This window comes from Phenylobacterium sp. (genome assembly GCF_016793225.1).
In the GTDB taxonomy this organism is placed as follows: Bacteria; Pseudomonadota; Alphaproteobacteria; order Caulobacterales; family Caulobacteraceae; genus Phenylobacterium.
The window spans coordinates 36,791-53,415 of sequence record NZ_JAEUMN010000087.1 but is presented as its reverse complement, the minus strand read 5'-3'; the positions used below and the strand labels follow the sequence as shown (position 1 = coordinate 53,415).

The window sequence follows — 16,625 nt, the reverse complement described above, 5'->3', positions numbered from 1 at the left end:
GTTAGCCGGCCCGCAGCCGCTGCAGCGCCGCCCGGTAGCGGCGCGACAGGGGGATGCGGAGCTCGCCGATCTCGACGGCGTAGTCGCCCGACCCCTCCGGCGCCAGGCCCGTCACCCGCGCGGCGTTCACCAGCCAGGAGCGGTGGGTGCGCACGAAGCCCAGGGGCGACATGAGGGTCTCGAGCCCGCCCAGCGCGGTCCGCATGAGCGGCCGCCGGCCGTCGTCGAGCAGGAACTCGGCGTAGTTGCCGGCCGAACGGATCGCGACGATCGCCAGCACCGGAACGCGGATGAGACGCGCGCCGTCGCGGATGTCGAAGGTGGCGGGCGTCGCGGGGGCTGGAAGCGCGGCCGGGCGCATGATCCAGCCCAGGGTCACCCAGAACAGGAACACCGACACCGCGAACCCGGGCGCGTCCTTGGCCAGTTCGTAGGCCAGTTCCTGCCCGAGCGGTGTGAAGTGGTAGCGGGCGTCCGCCGCGGCGTAGGCCGCCTGGCGGATGAGCACGAAGCCGCCGATGTGGACCAGGGCGAAGGGCGCGAACGCCAGGGCGAGCCCCGCGGCCATCCGGAGCGGCGACGGCCGGGAGCGCCGAAGCCAGAGCGCCGCCAGCCCCGCGATCAGCAGCGCCGGCGCCATGCTCACCAGGCTGGAGCCTTCCAGGACCACGACTTCGGCGATGGGCTGCCCGGGAAAGTCATGGCGGCGGGTGAGCACGTTGAAGAGGATGATGACGGCCACCACCGACATCCCGATGGCCCAGGACAGCAGGAGCCCGCGGACGGTGTCGCCGTCGATCCCGCGGAGAAGGCCTTGCAGCCCCGCCCCGGGCGGTTCGTCCCTGGCCGCGAGCCGTTCGTCCCGGCCCGGCTGGCGCACGAGGGCGGCGCGATGTTCCATCGCCGCCATCGCCTGCCCTTCGGATTTCGCCATGACCGTCCTGACCCGATGCGCCGCGACCTGCGCCGCCGTGAGCCTACTCGCAATCGCCGCGTGCGCGCCACGCCCGAGCGCGGCCGTCGCGGCCGCGCCCGAAGCGGACTGGCCCTACTATGGCGGCGACGCGGGCGGGCAGCGGTACTCGTCCGCGGCGCAGATCACGCCGGCGAACGTGGCGGGGCTGAAGGTCGCCTGGACCTATTCGACCGGCGAGCTGGCGCGGAACGGCGCGGAGATCGAGCACGCGGCGTTCGAGAACACGCCGATCCTGGCCGAGGGCCGGCTCTACGTCTGCTCGCAGTTCAACCTGGCGGCGGCGCTGGATCCGGGGACGGGCCGCGAGATCTGGCGGCACGACCCGAAGGTGGACCCGACGGTCCGCTACCCCAACGACAACGTCTGCCGCGGCGTGACCTTCTGGCGCGACCCCGAGGCGCCGGCGGGCGCAGCCTGCGCGGCGCGGGTGTTCCTGCCCACGGTGGACCGGCGGCTGATCGCGCTGGACGCGGCGACCGGCGCCCCCTGCCCCGGCTTCGGCAAGGGCGGGACCGTGGACGTGGGCCTGGGCGTCCTCTTAGAGCGCAAGGGCCAGATGCAGATCACCTCGCCGCCGGTGGTGGTGAACGGCGTCGTGGTGGTGGGCTCGTCGATCGACGACAACCAGCGGGTGGAGGAGATCTCGGGCGTGGTGCGGGCCTACGACGCGCGCACCGGGGCGCCGCGCTGGGCCTTCGATCCGCTGGCGGGCGCCGGGCCGGGCGTGAAGGCGGGCGCGGCCAACGTCTGGGCGCCCATGTCGGCGGACCCGGCGCGCGGCCTCGTCTTCCTGCCCACCTCGAGCGCGAGCCCGGACTTCTTCGGCGGCCTGCGTCCGGGGAACAACGGCATGGCCAATTCGGTGGTGGCGGTGGACGCCGCGACCGGCCAGCCGCGCTGGAGCTTCCAGACGACGCACCACGACGTCTGGGACTACGACGTCCCGGCCCAGCCGACCCTGGGCGACGTGGCCTACGGCGGGCGCGCCACGCCGGCGGTGATCCAGGCCACCAAGCAGGGGCTGATCTTCACCCTGGCGCGGGAGACCGGCGCGCCCGTGATCCCGGTGGAGGAACGCCGCGTCCCGCAGGGCGGCGCCCCGGGCGAGCCTCTGTCGCCCACGCAGCCCTTCCCCACGGCGCCGCGGCCGCTGAGCCCGATGGAGATCGCGCCCGAGGACGCCTACGGACTGACGCCCTGGGACCGCGGCGCGTGCCGCAGGCTGATCGAAGGCGCCCGGCGCGAGGGGATCTATACGCCGCCGTCTCTGCAGGGGACGATCCTGTACCCGTTCACCGGCGGGGGCATGAACTGGGGCGGGCTGGCCTTCGACGCCGGCCGGCAGGTGGTCTATGTGAACACCTCCAGCGCGCTGCACCTCGTGACGCTGATCCCGGCGGACAAGGTGAAGGCCACCCAGCAGGCCGAGATGGACACCGAGGTCTCGGCCCAGCGCGGGGCGCCCTACGGCATGAAGCGCGAGGTGCTGCGCTCGCCGCTGGGACTGCCCTGCAACCCGCCGCCCTGGGGCCAGCTGCACGCCGTGGACATGCGCACCGGCAAGGTGCTGTGGGAGGTCCCGCTGGGGACCACGCGCGACCTCGCGCCGGGCTCGCAGCTGCTGCTGGGCGACATCGGGGTCCCCGGCTTCGGCGGGCCGATCGCCACGGCGAGCGGGCTCGTGTTCATCGGCGCGGCGATGGACAACTACCTGCGCGCCTTCGACGGCGCGACGGGGCGCGAGCTGTGGAAGGGCCGGCTGCCGGCCGGGGGCCAGGCGACGCCGATGACCTACGTCTGGAAGGGGCGGCAGTACGTGGTCATCGCGGCCGGCGGCCACGGGAAGAGCGGAACCAAGCCGGGCGACCAGGTGGTGGCCTTCGCCCTGCCCGGGCCGCTGCGCCCCTGACTAGAGCGGCCGGCGGCTCAGCAGCCAGAAGCGGCCCAGCAGCAGCGCGCCCGACAGGAAGCTGGCGGCGATCACGGCCCAGGTCATGCCGAGGATCCCCTGCCCCATCGGGATCGCCAGGAACCAGGCCAGCGGCATCATCACCAGGATGTAGCTGGTGAGGTGGGTGATCGTGGGAACCCAGACGTCGCCGCGGGCGCGCAGCGACTGGGCGGCCACCACCTGCAGCGCGTCGGGCGCGAAGAAGAGGCAGGCCAGCGCCAGGGCGGGAATGGCGATCGCCAGGGTCGCGGGATCGGTCGTGTAGGCGCCCGAGATCAGGCCGGCGGCGGGCCAGATGGCGAGCGAGATCGCCACGCCGAACGCGAAGGTCACGGCGAAGGAGACGACGCCGGCCCGGGTCACGGCGGCGGGATCGCGGGCGCCGTAGGCCTTGCCCACGAGAACCGCGGCGCCGGTCGCCAGGCCCAGGGGCACCATGAAGACGATGGCCGCGACGTTGAGGACGATCGTCCACGCCGCGACGGTGAGCGCGCTGATCCAGCCGGCGATCACGTTCAGGCTGGCGAAGGCGGCGACCTCGAAGAAGTTGGAGATCCCCGCGCCGTAGCCGATGCGCCGCTGCTCGATCTCGGCCGGCCGGTCGCGCTCGGGCCGGTCGAAGACGCCGAGCGCGCGGGCCTCGGCCATGCGCAGGATGAAGGCCACGCTGATCAGCGCCAGGAAGGTCCGGGCGCCCATGGTCGCCCAGGCCCCGCCGACCGCGCCCATGGCCGGCAGGTCGAAGGTCCCCGGCACCAGCAGCAGGTTCAGCGCCAGGTTCACGACGTTGGCCGCCCACATGAACCAGGCGGCCGGCCCCGGGCGGGACAGGCCCTCGAGCCAGAAGGCGCAGGCGACGCTGATCGCGTAGCCCGGCAGCGACAGCGAGAAGACCAGCAGCACCCGGCTGGCGCCGTCGGCGAGGTCCTTCTCGAGCCCGATCACATGCATGAACGGCGGACCGCCGACGGCCAGGATCACGGCCGACACCAGGCCCAGCCAGAAGGCGTAGGCCAGGCCGCGCCTGAGCACCGCCCCGGTCAGGTCGCGGCGTCCCTCCCCGATCCGGCGCGCGGTCATCACCTGGACGCCGGTGAGCAGGCCCACCACGGCGGTCAGCACCACGCTGGTCGGCGCCCAGCCCAGCGCGTGGTAGCCGAGCTCGCGCGCCGAGAAGCGGCCGACGACGATGGCGTCGGTGAGCCCCATGGCCATGATGCCCAGGCGCGACAGGACGACCGGTCCCGAGAGCTTCAGGAGGGTGTCGAGATCGGTGCGGAAAGGGCTCGTGCGCCCCCGAGACTCCGCGGGCGCCTGGCCCGCGGGGCGGTCCATGGCTGGCAAGCTCGGGTTTTCAAAGAGGCGCGGAGACTGGCGCCGGCGTCGCGGGACGGCAAGGCCAGCTTCAGCTTGGCCGGCCTTCTCCCTGCGCGCGTGGCCTCGAGGGCACATCCAAACGCCGGCGCCGGGCGGTAGCCGCAAGGGATAACCGGACAGCGAGGGCGACATGGGCGGCATCAACAAGGCGCGGATGTGCGCCGAGCTGGAGGGCGAGTTCGTGGTCTTCCTGATCGGCGCCCGCATCCTGCGGCCGTGGAAGATCTGGAAGTGGCGACCCGTCGCCGCGGCGATGCGGAGGATGCGCAGCGAACTGGAAGCCCGCCCGGAACTGGGCCTGCTGCACGCGCAGGACTTCAACGGATTCCCGGACGTGATGACCGTGCAGTACTGGCGCAGCTTCGAACATCTGGAGGCCTACGCCCGCGCCGAAAACCACGAGCACTTGCCGGCCTGGCGCAGCTTCTACCGGACCGTGGGCATGGATGGCGACGTCGGCATCTGGCACGAGACCTACCTGGTCGCGCCCGGGCGCTACGAAGCGATCTACGGCGGCATGCCCACGTTCGGCCTGGGCGCGGCGGGCCGGCTCGTCGACGCGGTCGGCGCGAAGCAGGAAGCCCGCCAGCGCCTGAAGGCCGCAGCGTGACGACGGCCGCGGGCGCGAGGCCCGCGGCCGCGCAGGCTCAGGCCACGGCGTCGAGGTCGGTCTTCAGCTCGCGGGTCCAGACCCGGAGCTGGCGACAGGCCTGCACGAACGTCTCGGCGTCGTCGTCGCCGGACAGGGGCACGAAGCCGCTGTCGAGGTCCGCCGCCATGACCCCGGCCCGCTCGAAGAACGGCAACGCCGCCTCGGTGTGGCCGATCACCTTGCAGTGGGCGAAGGCGTCGCTGACGAAGTCCTTGGCGGGCTTGTCCATGCCGAGCAGCGCCGCGCCCTCGGCCGAGACGATAACCGCCACGGCGTCGTAGAGCACCGACGGGCCGCCATCGATCTTCTGCTGCGCCGGCTGGAGCGCGCCGTCGCTGAGCCGCGCGCCGCCGACCTTGGGGGCGATCAGCTCGTAGATGGCGCCTTCGGCCTCGATCGCGTCGACGAGCGCCTCGAGCAGGTCGGCGTCGGAGCCGTCCGCGATGAGGATGCCCACCTTGCGGCCGCGGAAGCTGGGCGGCGGCCGCTTCAGGATGCTGAGCGGGTCGGAGGCCGGGAGGTCCTGGATCACCGGCGCCGCGGGCGGCGCGGCGGTCGGGATCTCCGCCAGGCCGAGTCCGTCGGCCACCCGCGCCGCGAGACCCTCGTCGATGTTGCGCAGGTGCGAGACCATGCGCGCCCGGATGTCCTCGCGCTCGCACTTGCTGAGCTCGAACACGAGGGCGTCGGCGATGTGCTTCTGCTCCACGCCGGTCTGGCTGACGTAGAATTGGCGGGCCTGGCTGTAGTGGTCCGCGAACGTCTCGGACCGGATCTGCCGCTTGTCGCCGGCCTCGGGCGCGACGAAGTGGCGGTAGCCCCGCTCGGGACTCTCACGCGGGCCGCCCCAGCTGTTCGGCTCGTAGTTCACGCGGCCCGACGGGTTGCGCATGGCCATGTGGCCGTCCTGCTGGAAGTTCATCACCGGGCAGCCGCGGGGCTGGTTGATCGGGATGTGGGTGAAGTTGGGGCTGCCCAGCCGCTTCAGCTGGGTGTCGAGGTACGAGAAGTTGCGGCCCTGCAGCAGCGGGTCGTTGGTGAAGCCGATGCCGGGCACGACGTTCTGGGTGCAGAACGCGACCTGTTCGGTCTCGGCGAAGAAGTTGTCGACCACCCGGTCCAGCACCAGGCGGCCGACGACGCGGACCGGCACGAGCTCCTCGGCGATGATCTTCGTGGAGTCGAGGATGTCGAACTCGAAGCTGTCGGCGAAGGCGTCGTCGAACACCTGGACGCCGAGCTCCCACTCCGGAGGATCGCCCAGGGTGATGGCGTCCCAGAGGTCGCGGCGGTGGAAGTCGGGATCGGCGCCGTTGATCTTCACGGCCTCGTTCCACATCACCGACTGCAGGCCGAGCTTCGGCTTCCAGTGGAACTTCACGAAGGTCGAGCGCCCGTCATCGGTGATGAACCGGAAGGTGTGGACCCCGAAGCCCTCCATGAACCGGAACGACCGCGGGATCGTGCGGTCCGACATGATCCACATGACCATGTGCATGGACTCGGGCGTCAGGGTGATGAAGTCCCAGAAGTTGTCGTGCGCGGTCTGGGCCTGCGGGAAGCCGCGATCGGGCTCCTGCTTGGCGGCGTGGACCACGTCGGGGAACTTCATCGCGTCCTGGATGAAGAAGACCGGGATGTTGTTGCCGACCAGGTCCCAGTTGCCTTCCTTCGTGTAGAACTTCACGGCGAAGCCACGGACGTCGCGGGCGAGGTCGAAGGACCCCTTGTTGCCCGCCACGGTCGAGAAGCGGACGAAGACCGGCGTGCGCTCGCCGGCGCGCTGGAAGAGATCCGCGCGGGTGAGGTCGGCCAGGCTCTCGGTGGTCTCGAAGTAGCCGTGCACGCCGAAGCCGCGGGCGTGGACGACCCGCTCCGGGATGCGCTCGTGGTCGAAGTGGAAGATCTTCTCGCGGAAGTGGAAGTCTTCCAGGAGGGCGGGGCCGCGCGCGCCCACCCGCAGCGTGTTCTGGTCGTCGGCGACCGGCACGCCCTGCTGGGTGGTCAAGACCGGGGTGTCGCCCTCGGCGATCTGATGCGTTTCGCCGCCGGCGCCCGGATTCCGGTCGCGGTAGATGTCGTCGGACATGTCGTCCCTCCTGTGGCCCGCCTCAACCGCGGGACAGGAGGAAAGTTCAGGCGCGCCCGAAAAGAGGTGCGCGCCGGCCGCCGGCTCACACCGCCGCCGCCACCCTCCGGGAGAGATCGACGCGATCGTCCTTCAGCTTCTCGGCCACCAGGAACGCCAGTTCCAGCGCCTGCTCGCCGTTGAGCCGCGGGTCGCAGTGCGTGTGGTAGCGGTCGGCGAGGTCGCCCTCCGCCAGGGCCCGCGCGCCGCCCAGGCACTCGGTGACGTTCTGGCCGGTCATCTCGAGGTGCACGCCGCCGGGATGCGTCCCCTCGGCCTTGCAGAGGTCGATGAACGACTTCACCTCGGACAGGATGCGGTCGAACGGCCGCGTCTTGTAGCCGGTGGCCGCCGTCAGGGTGTTGCCGTGCATCGGGTCGATGGCCCAGACCACGTTCGCGCCCTTGGTGGCGCGCAGCAGCGCCGGCAGCCGGCCCTCGATCTTGTCGTAGCCGAAGCGGCCATAGAGCGTCAGCCGGCCGGCCTCGTTCTTCGGGTTCAGCACGTCGATGAGCTTCAGCAGCTCGTCGGGCTCGACGGTCGGACCGACCTTCACGCCGATCGGGTTGCGGATGCCGCGGAAGTACTCGATGTGCGCGCCGTCGAGCTGGCGCGTGCGCTCGCCGATCCAGAGCAGGTGCGCCGAGGTGTCGTACCACTCGCCCGAGGTGCTATCGACCCGGGTCATGGCCTCCTCGTAGCCCAGCAGCAGGCCCTCGTGGCTGGTGAAGAAGTCCACCTGGTGGATGGTCGGATGCGTCTGGGCGTTGATGCCCAGGGCGTCCATGAACGACAGGGCCCCGGAGATCTTGTCGCCCAGTTCGCGGTAGCGGGCGCCCTGCGGGCTGTCGGCCACGAAGCCCAGGGTCCAGCGGTGGATGTTGTAGAGGTCGGCGTAGCCGCCGCTCGCGAAGGCGCGCAGCAGGTTCAGCGTGGCCGACGACTGGCTGTAGGCCTGGATCAGCCGCTGCGGGTCGGGCGTGCGGCTCTGCGGCGTGAAGTCCATGCCGTTGATGTTGTCGCCGCGGTAGCTGGGCAGCTCGACGCCGTCGATCGTCTCGACCGGCGAGGAGCGCGGCTTGCCGAACTGGCCGGCCATGCGGCCCACCTTCACCACCGGCTTGCCGCCGGCGAACGTCAGCACCACCGCCATCTGCAGGATCAGGCGGAAGGTGTCGCGGATGTTGTCGGCCGCGAACTCCTTGAAGCTCTCGGCGCAGTCGCCGCCCTGCAGCAGGAAGGCCTTGCCCTCGACCACGTCGGCCAGGGCCGCCTTGAGGCGTCGCGCCTCGCCCGCGAACACCAGGGGCGGCATCTTGCGAAGGGTGGTCTCGACCCGCGAAAGCTCAGCCAGGTCCGGATAGTCGGACGGGATGTGCTTGGCGGGCTTCGTTCTCCAGGATGCGGGCGTCCAGTGTTCGGTCATCTGCTCAAGTCCGGTACCGCCGTCGTCAGCGGGCCGGGCGTTTTACCCACATTGCAGCGCAGCGTCACGCCCCTGCGGACCGGCTGCGGCGTTCGATGCCTCGCGGGCCGGCCGTTGCACCGGTCCAAGTTAACCGCAGAGATCGCGGAAAGGGCCGTGGGCCTACGCACCCCCACGGCTGTCATCCCGGTTTCGCCGCAGGCGAAGACCGGGACCCATACGCGCCCGATGTGTGGGGGTGGCCCGCTGGCGGCGGCGCCCGCGCTTTATCCGGAGAGGCGGAGTCTATGGGTCCCGGTCTTCCGCTTGCGCGGAAACCGGGATGACAGGGGGTTGGGGTGGGGCCAGGCCCCCTCTCGCTTCGCGAGCTCCCCCAGGGGGGGGAGCATCGACCACCCACGTCCCCTCAGCTGCGGCGTTCGGCGTCCTCGGAGTCGGCGAGGGCCGCCGCGGCGGCGGTCAGGGCGGCCGCGCCCAGCCACCACTCCTGCCAGACGCCGAAGCTGATGGCGCCGAAGAGGACGTAGACCATGGCCGACCCCGCCGCGCCCGCCGCGACCAGGCTGCGCGCCTCGCCGGCGAACCGGCGGAAGACGAACGCCCACACCAGCGCGCCCAGGACCGCCCCGAGGGCCCCGAGCTCGAGCCAGAGCTGCAGGGCGCCGTTGTGCGGGTGGAGCTGGATCCAGGGGCTGAAGGCCCGGCTGGCGTCCAGGCCCCAGCCGCGGAACGGATGGTCGGCCAGACGGGCCAGGGCGTAGCCCCAGTAGCCGACGCGCTGGGCCCAGGACTCCGGCAGGTGCTGGCCCGTCTGCAGCTTCAGCGCGGCCAGGATCAGGAGGGGCATCAGCAGGATCAGCGTCGCCGTGGCCACCGCCAGCGACTTCGGCGCCGAGCGCGGCCAGATCCAGACCGTCACGCCGGCGGCCACCGCCAGCCCGACCGCGAGAACCGGCGCGTCGGATCCGAACTTCGCCCCCACCAGCGCCGTGCCCACCGCCATGGGAACCGCGAGCAGCCAGGACGCGCCGGCGCGCGCCGCGCCCGCGGCGACGACGGGCCAGAGCAGCGCCAGCACGAAGCTGCCGTGCGCGATGTTCTTCTTGCCGAGGTCCGGCCGGATGGGGTCGCGGATCAGGTCGCGCAGCGCGCGGTAGAGCCCCGCCTCGGTCATGGCCTCGACCGCGAGCACGGCGCCGTACGCGGCCAGGCCCCAGCCGAAGACCTTCAGCGCGAGGCGGCGCTGGGCCGGCGCGGCGCGACGGGCGCCCTGCCAGGCCGACCAGTAGAGCAGCACCTGGAAGGCGAGCTTCAGCGCGGCGCTGTCTTCCAGCCGCGTGGCCTTGTGGGGGCTCCAGAAGGTGGAGGCGGCGGCCCAGGCGACGGTGAGCAGCAGCAGGATGGCGAGGGGCCGGTCCCGCTCGTCCACGCGGACGGCCGGCAGGCAGAGCAGGCCCGCCAGGCTGAGCAGGGGCGCGAAGCCGAGGGGGCCCAGCCAGGCGAACAGCGGCGTCAGGGCGGCCACGCCGACCATCACCCAGCCGCACCACGCCCCGAGGCGGTCGCCCCTCTCGCTCATGGCCGCCTGATAAGGGCGTTCGCCGGCTTAGGCCACCTGTCCGAGCGCGGGCGGCGTGTACTTCTCGCGCATGGTGACCAGCTCCTCGGCGAGGGTCGGGTGCACGGCGCAGGTGGAATCCCACTGCGGCTTGGTCACGCCCATCTTGAGCGCGATGGCGGCCATCTGGATGATCTCGCCCGCGTCGGGGGCGACCACATGGCAGCCCAGGATCCGCTCGCTGCCCTGCTCGACCACGAGCTTGATCAGCGCGCGCTGGTGGCCGCCGTAGAAGGTCTCCTTCATGGGCCGGAACTTCGAGAGGTAGACGTCGACCTTGCCGTGCCGATGCCGCGCGTCCGCCTCGGAGAGGCCCACCGAGCCGATCTGGGGCTGGGTGAAGACGGCCGAGGCGACCATCTCGTGGTCGAAGGACATCGGCGTGTTGTGGAACTCGGTGCGGGCGAACGCCTCGCCCTCGCGGATCGCCACCGGCGTGAGGTTGATCCGGTCGGTGACGTCGCCCACGGCCCAGATGTTGTCGACGCTGGACCGCGAGAAGCCGTCGACCTTCACCGCTCCGTTCGCCGCGAGGTCCACGCCGGCGTTCTCCAGCCCGAGGCCGGCCGTGTAGGGCTCGCGGCCGAGGGCGAACATGACGACGTCGCTCTCGCAGCTGTGCCCGTTGTCGAAGGTGTTGAGGATGCCGGTCGCGGTCTTCTCGAGGCGCGTGTGCTGCGTCCCCAGGAGGATGCGCACGCCGGCCTGCTCCATCTCTTCGGCGATGTGGGCGCGGATGTCGTCGTCGAAGCCGCGCAGGACGTTGGGGCCCCGGTGGACCACTGTCGTTTCCACGCCCAGGCCGTTGAAGATGCCCGCGAATTCCAGGGCGATGTAGCCGCCGCCGGCGATCACGATGCGCTTGGGCAGTTCGGGCAGATGGAAGGCCTCGTTCGAGGTGATGGCGAGCTCGACGCCGGGCAGCTCGCGGGGCATCCAGGGCCGCCCGCCCGTGGCCACCAGCACCTTGCCGGCCGTCACCTCGCCCTTGCCTTCGAGCTCGATGACGTGGCGGTCCTTCAGCCGCGCCTTGCCGTGGAAGAGCTCGGCGCCGGCGTTCTGCAGGTTGCGGACATAGATGCCGGAGAGCCGGGCGATCTCCTTGTCCTTCTCCACCAGGAAGCGGGACCAGTCGAAGCGGGTCTCGCCGACCTCCCAGCCGTACCCGCGCGCCGTCTCGAAATGCTTCGCGTATTCCGAGGCGTAGACCATGAACTTCTTGGGCACGCAGCCGCGGATGACGCAGGTGCCGCCCACCCGGTGCTCCTCGGCGACCCCCACCTTGGCGCCGGACATGGCCGCCACGCGCGCCGCCCGGACGCCGCCCGAGCCGGCGCCGATGACGAAGAGGTCGTAGTCGTGATCCGCCACGCGCGGTCTCCTCAAGGTTCCAGTTCGACGACGCCGTCGGGCGTCCCGACCAGCGCCCGATCGGCCAGATCGAGGAACAGGCCGTGGTCCACGACGCCGGTCACGCTCTTCAGCGCCGCCGCCAGCGCGGCGGGCTCCGCGATCGTCCCGCAGGCGGCGTCATAGATAAGGTTGCCGCCGTCCGTTGTTACCGGCTCCCCGTCCCGGCGTCGAAGCATCGGTGCGATGCCGATTTCGAATTCCGCCAGGACGTCGCAGATGCGCGCCTGCACGGTCTTGTGCCCGAACGCCGTGACCTCGACGGGCAGGGCGAACTTTCCCAGGGTTTTCACCTGCTTGGCGGCGTCGGCGATGACGACGCAGGAACGGGACGCCTCCCAGACCAGCTTCTCGCGCAGGAGCGCGCCGCCGCCGCCCTTGATCAGCGCCAGGCCGGGGCCGATCTCGTCGGCGCCGTCGACGGTGAGGTCGATGGCCCGGGTCTCGCCCAGTTCCCCCAGCCGGATGCCGAGGCTTGCGGCCAGCTCGGCCGTGGCCTTGGAGGTCGGCACGCCTACGATGTCGAGCCCGCGCGCGGCGAGCGCCCGGACGAACCAAGCCGCGGTCGAGCCGGTGCCCAGGCCCACCACCATGCCGTCCTGCACGAGGGCGGCGGCCGCCTCGCCCGCGGCGCGCTTCTGGGCGTCGGCGTCCATCACTTGCCCTTGGCCTTCTTCGCGCTCATCGCCTGGCGGAAACGGGCGGCCCAGCCGGGCTTCTCCACCTGCTGGCCGCGGGCCAGCGCCAGGGCCTCGGGGGCCACGTCGCGGGTGATGACCGAGCCCGAGCCGGTGTAGGCGCCCGCCCCGATGGTCACCGGCGCCACGAGGGCCGAGTTGGAGCCCACGAAGGCGCCCTCGCCCACGTGGGTGTCGTACTTGAAGAAGCCGTCGTAGTTGCAGAAGATCGTGCCGGCGCCGATGTTGGCGCCCGCGCCCACCGAGCCGTCGCCCAGGTAGCTCAGGTGGTTGGCCTTGGCCCCCCTGCCCACCGTGACCTTCTTCACCTCGACGAAGTTGCCGATGTGCGCGTCCTCGCCGATGTCGGCGCCCGGCCGCAGCCGCGCATAGGGTCCCACCAGGGCGCCCTCGCGCACCACGCAGCCCTCGAGGTGGCTGAACGCCCGGATGACGGCCGCCGTCTCCACCTTCACGCCGGGCGCGAAGACGACGTACGGCTCGACCGCGGCGCCGGCGGCGATCTCCGTGTCCCATGAGAAGAACACGGTCTCGGGCGCCGTCATCTGCACGCCCTCGGCCAGGAAGTAGGCGCGCCGGCGCCGCTGGAACTCCGCCTCGGCCTGGGAGAGCTGGAGCGGCGTGTCGGCGCCCATGACCGCGGCTTCCGGCGCGATGTGGGCGCGGACCAGCGCCTCCTCGTGCACGGCTTCGGCCACGATGTCGGTGAGGTAGTACTCGCCCTTGGCGTTGTCGTTGCGGACGCGCGACAGCCAGCGGAACAGGTCGCCGCGGTCGGCGAGGTACATGCCGGCGTTGCAGGTCCGGACGGCGCGGACCTCCTCGGTGGCGTCGGCGGCCTCGACGATGCGCACCACGTGCCCGTCCGCCCCCCGCAGGACGCGGCCGTACTTCAGCGGGTGGACCGGCTCGAACGCCATGATGGCCAGCCGCGTCCCGCGGCCGCGCAGGGTGAACAGCGGCTCCAGGTCCTGGGCCGTCAGCAGCGGACAGTCGCCGTTGACCACCAGCACCTCGCCCTCGAAGTCCGCGAGCGCGTCGGCGGCGCAGAGGACGGCGTGGCCGGTGCCGAGGGGCGGGTCCTGGACGACGACCGCGGCCTCGCCCAGCCGGTCGACGACCAGCTGCCGCACGGCGGGGCTATGGGCGCCGACCACCACGTGGATGCGCTCGCAGCCCGCGGCCTGCACCGTGTCGATCACGCGGTCGAGCAGCCCGCGGCCGCCCACGGCGTGCAGGACCTTGGGGGTCCTGGACTTCATCCGCGTGCCCTGGCCGGCGGCCATGATCACGGCGGCTCTGGCGGTCATTCGGCGCTCCCCCACGCAAGTCCATGAGTCTCGGCTCCCGCCCGGCTTAGCAAGCCTTGTGGCGGGGCGCGACTAACGGTTAGCGTCCGCGCCATCCTGTCCCCGGAGTCTTCATGGCATCTCAGCTGCGTCCGGCCGCCCTCGTCTGCGCGGCGGCCCTGGCGGCGCTCGCGCCCGCCGCCGCCCTCTCCGCCCCCGACGCGGCGCTGGAGACCAAGTTCGACGGCCTGATCGATCCGGCCGAGATGGGCGGGTGGATGAAGACCATGTCGGCCGAGCCGATCCACGTGGGCGCGCCGCACAACCGACGCAACGCCGAGATGACGCTGGCCCAGTTCAGGAGCTGGGGCTGGGACGCGAGGATCGAGACCTTCTGGGTGCTCTATCCGACGCCGAAGGAGGTGGCCCTGGAGCTCGTGGAGGGCCGCGGCGCGCCGTTCAGGGCCACGCTCTCCGAGGCTCCGGTTCCCGGCGACGAGAGCTCGTCGCGCACCAGGGACCAGCTTCCGGCCTATGTGGCGTTCCAGGGCGACGGCGAGGCGACGGCGCCGCTCGTCTACGTGAACTACGGCATGCCCGCCGACTACGAGGCCCTCGAGCGCCTGGGCGTCTCGGTGAAGGGCAAGATCGTGATCGCCCGCTACGGCGCCGGGTGGCGGGGCCTCAAGCCGAAGCTGGCCCAGGACCACGGGGCCGTGGGCGCGATCATCTACTCCGACCCGCGGGACGACGGCTACGCCGTGGACGACCCCTACCCGAAGGGCGCGGCGCGGCCGCCGCAGGGGTTCCAGCGCGGGTCGGTGGCGGACATGACGCTGTTCCCGGGGGACCCCACGACGCCGGGCTACGGCTCGACCAAGGACGCCAGGCGGGTCGCCCGCGAGGACTCGCCCACCATCCTGAAGATCCCGACGCTGCCGATCGGCTACGGCGACGCCCAGGTGCTGCTGGCGTCCCTGGACGGCCCGGTGGCGCCGGCGAGCTTCCGCGGCTCGCTGCCCATCACCTACCACGTGGGCGGCGGGGACGGCGGCGCCCGCGTCCGCCTGAAGGTCGCCTCGGACTGGAGCCTGAAGCCGGCCCATAACGTGATCGCCACCCTGAAGGGCCGCGAGCGGCCGGACGAATGGGTGGTGCGCGGCAACCACCGGGACGGCTGGGTCTTCGGGGCCACGGACCCGATCTCGGGCCACGTGGCGATGATGGGAGAGGCGAAGGCGCTGGGCGCGCTGGCCAAGACCGGCTGGCGGCCGAAGCGCACGATCGTCTACGCGAGCTGGGACGCCGAGGAGCCGATGCTGCTGGGCTCGACCGAGTGGGCCGAGACCCATGCGGCGGAGCTGAAGGCCAAGGCGCTCGTCTACATCAACTCCGACTCGAACGGCCGGGGCTTCCTGTCGGTGGGCGGAAGCCACGCGCTGCAGCGCTTCGTCAACCAGGTCGCCGCCGACGTGGCGGACCCTCAGACGGGCGTCTCGGTTCGCGACCGGCTGCGGGCGGCGCTGGCCGTGGCCGCGGCAGAGCAACCCGGCAACACGCGGGCGGCGGCGCTGGGCCGCATCGCCGCGGACCCGACGCGCGACCTGCCGATCGAGGCGCTGGGGTCCGGCTCGGACTACTCGGCGTTCCTGCAGAACCTCGGGCTCGCGAGCCTCAACGTGGGCTTCGGCGGCGAAGGCGAGTCGGGCGGCGTCTACCATTCGGCCTACGACACCTACGAGCATCACAGCCGCTTCGTGGACCCTGGCCACGCCTACGCCGGCGCCCTCGCCCGGGTGACGGGGCGGATGGTGATCCGCCTGGCCGACGCCGAGGTCCCGGTGCAGCGCTACGGCGACTTCGCGGACACGGTGGCCGGCTACCTGGACGAGGTGAAGCGGCTGGCGGACGGCAAGCGGGAAGAGGCCGCCGCGCGGACCCGCCTGCTGGCCATCGGCGCCTACCGGCTGGCCGACGATCCCACGATCCCCCGCAGCGACCCGGCGCCGCTTCCGGCCTCGCCGCAGCTCGACTTCGCCCCGCTCGACGGCGCCGTAGCGCGGCTGCGGACCAGCGCGGCGGCGTTCGACCAGGCGCTGGCGGCCAAGGGCCCGGGCCTGGCCCCGGCGCGGCGCAAGGCGCTGGACGCCGTCCTGCTGCGCCAGGAGCAGCGGCTGCTGCGCGACCGCGGCCTGCCCTTCCGCCCCTGGTACCGGAACATGATCTACGCGCCGGGGCGGTTCACGGGCTATGGCGCCAAGACCCTGCCGGGCGTTCGCGAGGCCATCGAGGAGCGCCGCTTCGAGGACGCCCGCGCCTACATCGTGCTGACGGCCGAAGCGCTGAACGACTACGCCGCCGGGCTCGACGCGGCGACGGCGGTGCTCAATGGCGGATGAGGCGCTGCGCGGCGCGACGATCGCCTTCGACCTGGACGGCACCCTCGTCGACACCGCCCCGGACCTGATCGGGACCCTGAACCACATCCTGCGGGAGGACGGTCTGCCGGCCCTGCCGCTCGCCCAGGCGCGGGCCTACATCGGCCACGGCGCGCGGCATCTGCTCAAGCTGGGCTTCGAGGCGGCCGGCCAGAGCGTGCATCCGACCCGGCTGCAGCAGCTCTTCGAACGCTTCATCCCGCACTACCGGAGCCGGATCGCGCAGGAGAGCCGACCCTTCCCGGGCTGCGAGGCGGCGCTGGACGCCCTCGCCGCGGCCGGCGCGACGCTGTGCGTCTGCACCAACAAGCCCTCGGACCTGTCGGAGGCGCTGCTGGACGCCCTGGGCCTCACCGCCCGCTTCGCCGCCGTCGTGGGACCCGACCGGGCCCCCGCCCCCAAGCCCGACGCGGCCCACCTGCGGGCCGCCGTCGACGCCGCGGGCGGCGACATCGGGCGCACGATCCTGGTGGGCGATTCGGGCACGGACGCCGGCGCGGCCCGCGCGGCCGGCGCGGGGCTGGTGCTGGTGGATTTCGGCTACACCGAGATCCCGGTGGCCGACCTGTCGCCCGACGCGGTGATCTCGCACTACGACGACCTGCCGGAAGCCTGCCGGCGGCTGCTGGGCGCTTGCGGCGGGAAAGCCGGTCGGCTATAGC

At 72.2% G+C, this 16,625-nt stretch carries 12 protein-coding genes; 4 read left to right on the top strand and 8 right to left on the bottom strand.

Annotation, left to right across the window (positions count from 1 at the left end; genetic code table 11):
- Position 1 precedes the first annotated feature (1 nt).
- The gene (locus JNK30_RS10720; RefSeq protein WP_293482226.1) at positions 2-934 is read right to left on the bottom strand and encodes a LytTR family DNA-binding domain-containing protein; all 933 of its coding nucleotides are present in this window, start codon (positions 932-934) and stop codon (positions 2-4) included.
- Here JNK30_RS10720 and JNK30_RS10715 point away from each other — a divergent pair.
- Entirely contained in the window at positions 933-2,885 is a 1,953-nt protein-coding gene (locus JNK30_RS10715; protein ID WP_293482225.1) for a pyrroloquinoline quinone-dependent dehydrogenase, read from the top strand. The genes JNK30_RS10720 and JNK30_RS10715 overlap by 2 nt on opposite strands.
- On the opposite strand, the gene JNK30_RS10710 is transcribed toward JNK30_RS10715, so the two are convergent.
- The gene (locus JNK30_RS10710; protein ID WP_293482224.1) at positions 2,886-4,262 is read right to left on the bottom strand and encodes an MATE family efflux transporter; all 1,377 of its coding nucleotides are present in this window, start codon (positions 4,260-4,262) and stop codon (positions 2,886-2,888) included.
- A gap of 172 nt (positions 4,263-4,434) precedes the next feature.
- Here JNK30_RS10710 and JNK30_RS10705 point away from each other — a divergent pair, with 172 nt between their 5' ends.
- Complete coding sequence (locus JNK30_RS10705) at positions 4,435-4,914, top strand: DUF4188 domain-containing protein (protein ID WP_293482223.1); 480 nt, start codon at positions 4,435-4,437, stop codon at positions 4,912-4,914.
- Between the two features lie 37 nt (positions 4,915-4,951).
- Here JNK30_RS10705 and JNK30_RS10700 read toward each other — a convergent pair whose 3' ends face one another.
- The 6 genes from JNK30_RS10700 to glmU form a co-directional block, all read right to left on the bottom strand.
- A complete protein-coding gene (locus tag JNK30_RS10700; RefSeq protein WP_293482222.1) occupies positions 4,952-7,045 on the bottom strand; it encodes a catalase in 2,094 nt (697 codons plus the stop codon).
- An 85-nt stretch (positions 7,046-7,130) separates the two neighbouring features.
- Complete coding sequence (locus JNK30_RS10695) at positions 7,131-8,510, bottom strand: class II 3-deoxy-7-phosphoheptulonate synthase (RefSeq protein ID WP_293482221.1); 1,380 nt, start codon at positions 8,508-8,510, stop codon at positions 7,131-7,133.
- Between the two features lie 406 nt (positions 8,511-8,916).
- On the bottom strand, positions 8,917-10,089 hold the full coding sequence (locus JNK30_RS10690) for an O-antigen ligase (protein WP_293482220.1): 1,173 nt from the start codon (positions 10,087-10,089) through the stop codon (positions 8,917-8,919).
- 27 nt (positions 10,090-10,116) lie between these two features.
- Positions 10,117-11,499: a glutathione-disulfide reductase gene (gene gor / locus JNK30_RS10685; protein ID WP_293482219.1), complete on the bottom strand. Its 1,383-nt coding sequence runs from the start codon at positions 11,497-11,499 to the stop codon at positions 10,117-10,119.
- A gap of 11 nt (positions 11,500-11,510) precedes the next feature.
- Complete coding sequence (rpiA, locus tag JNK30_RS10680; protein ID WP_293482218.1) at positions 11,511-12,194, bottom strand: ribose-5-phosphate isomerase RpiA; 684 nt, start codon at positions 12,192-12,194, stop codon at positions 11,511-11,513.
- Complete coding sequence (gene glmU / locus JNK30_RS10675) at positions 12,194-13,546, bottom strand: bifunctional UDP-N-acetylglucosamine diphosphorylase/glucosamine-1-phosphate N-acetyltransferase GlmU (protein ID WP_293482217.1); 1,353 nt, start codon at positions 13,544-13,546, stop codon at positions 12,194-12,196. The genes rpiA and glmU overlap by 1 nt, the downstream gene beginning before the upstream one ends.
- A gap of 113 nt (positions 13,547-13,659) precedes the next feature.
- Between glmU and JNK30_RS10670 the strand changes: the two genes are divergently transcribed.
- Both JNK30_RS10670 and gph read left to right on the top strand, forming a co-directional pair.
- Positions 13,660-15,924, top strand: coding sequence for a transferrin receptor-like dimerization domain-containing protein (locus JNK30_RS10670; protein WP_293482216.1), 2,265 nt, complete (start codon positions 13,660-13,662; stop codon positions 15,922-15,924).
- Positions 15,914-16,624, top strand: coding sequence for a phosphoglycolate phosphatase (gph, locus tag JNK30_RS10665; protein ID WP_293482215.1), 711 nt, complete (start codon positions 15,914-15,916; stop codon positions 16,622-16,624). Before JNK30_RS10670 ends, gph begins: the two co-directional genes overlap by 11 nt.
- Position 16,625: the final 1 nt, after the last annotated feature.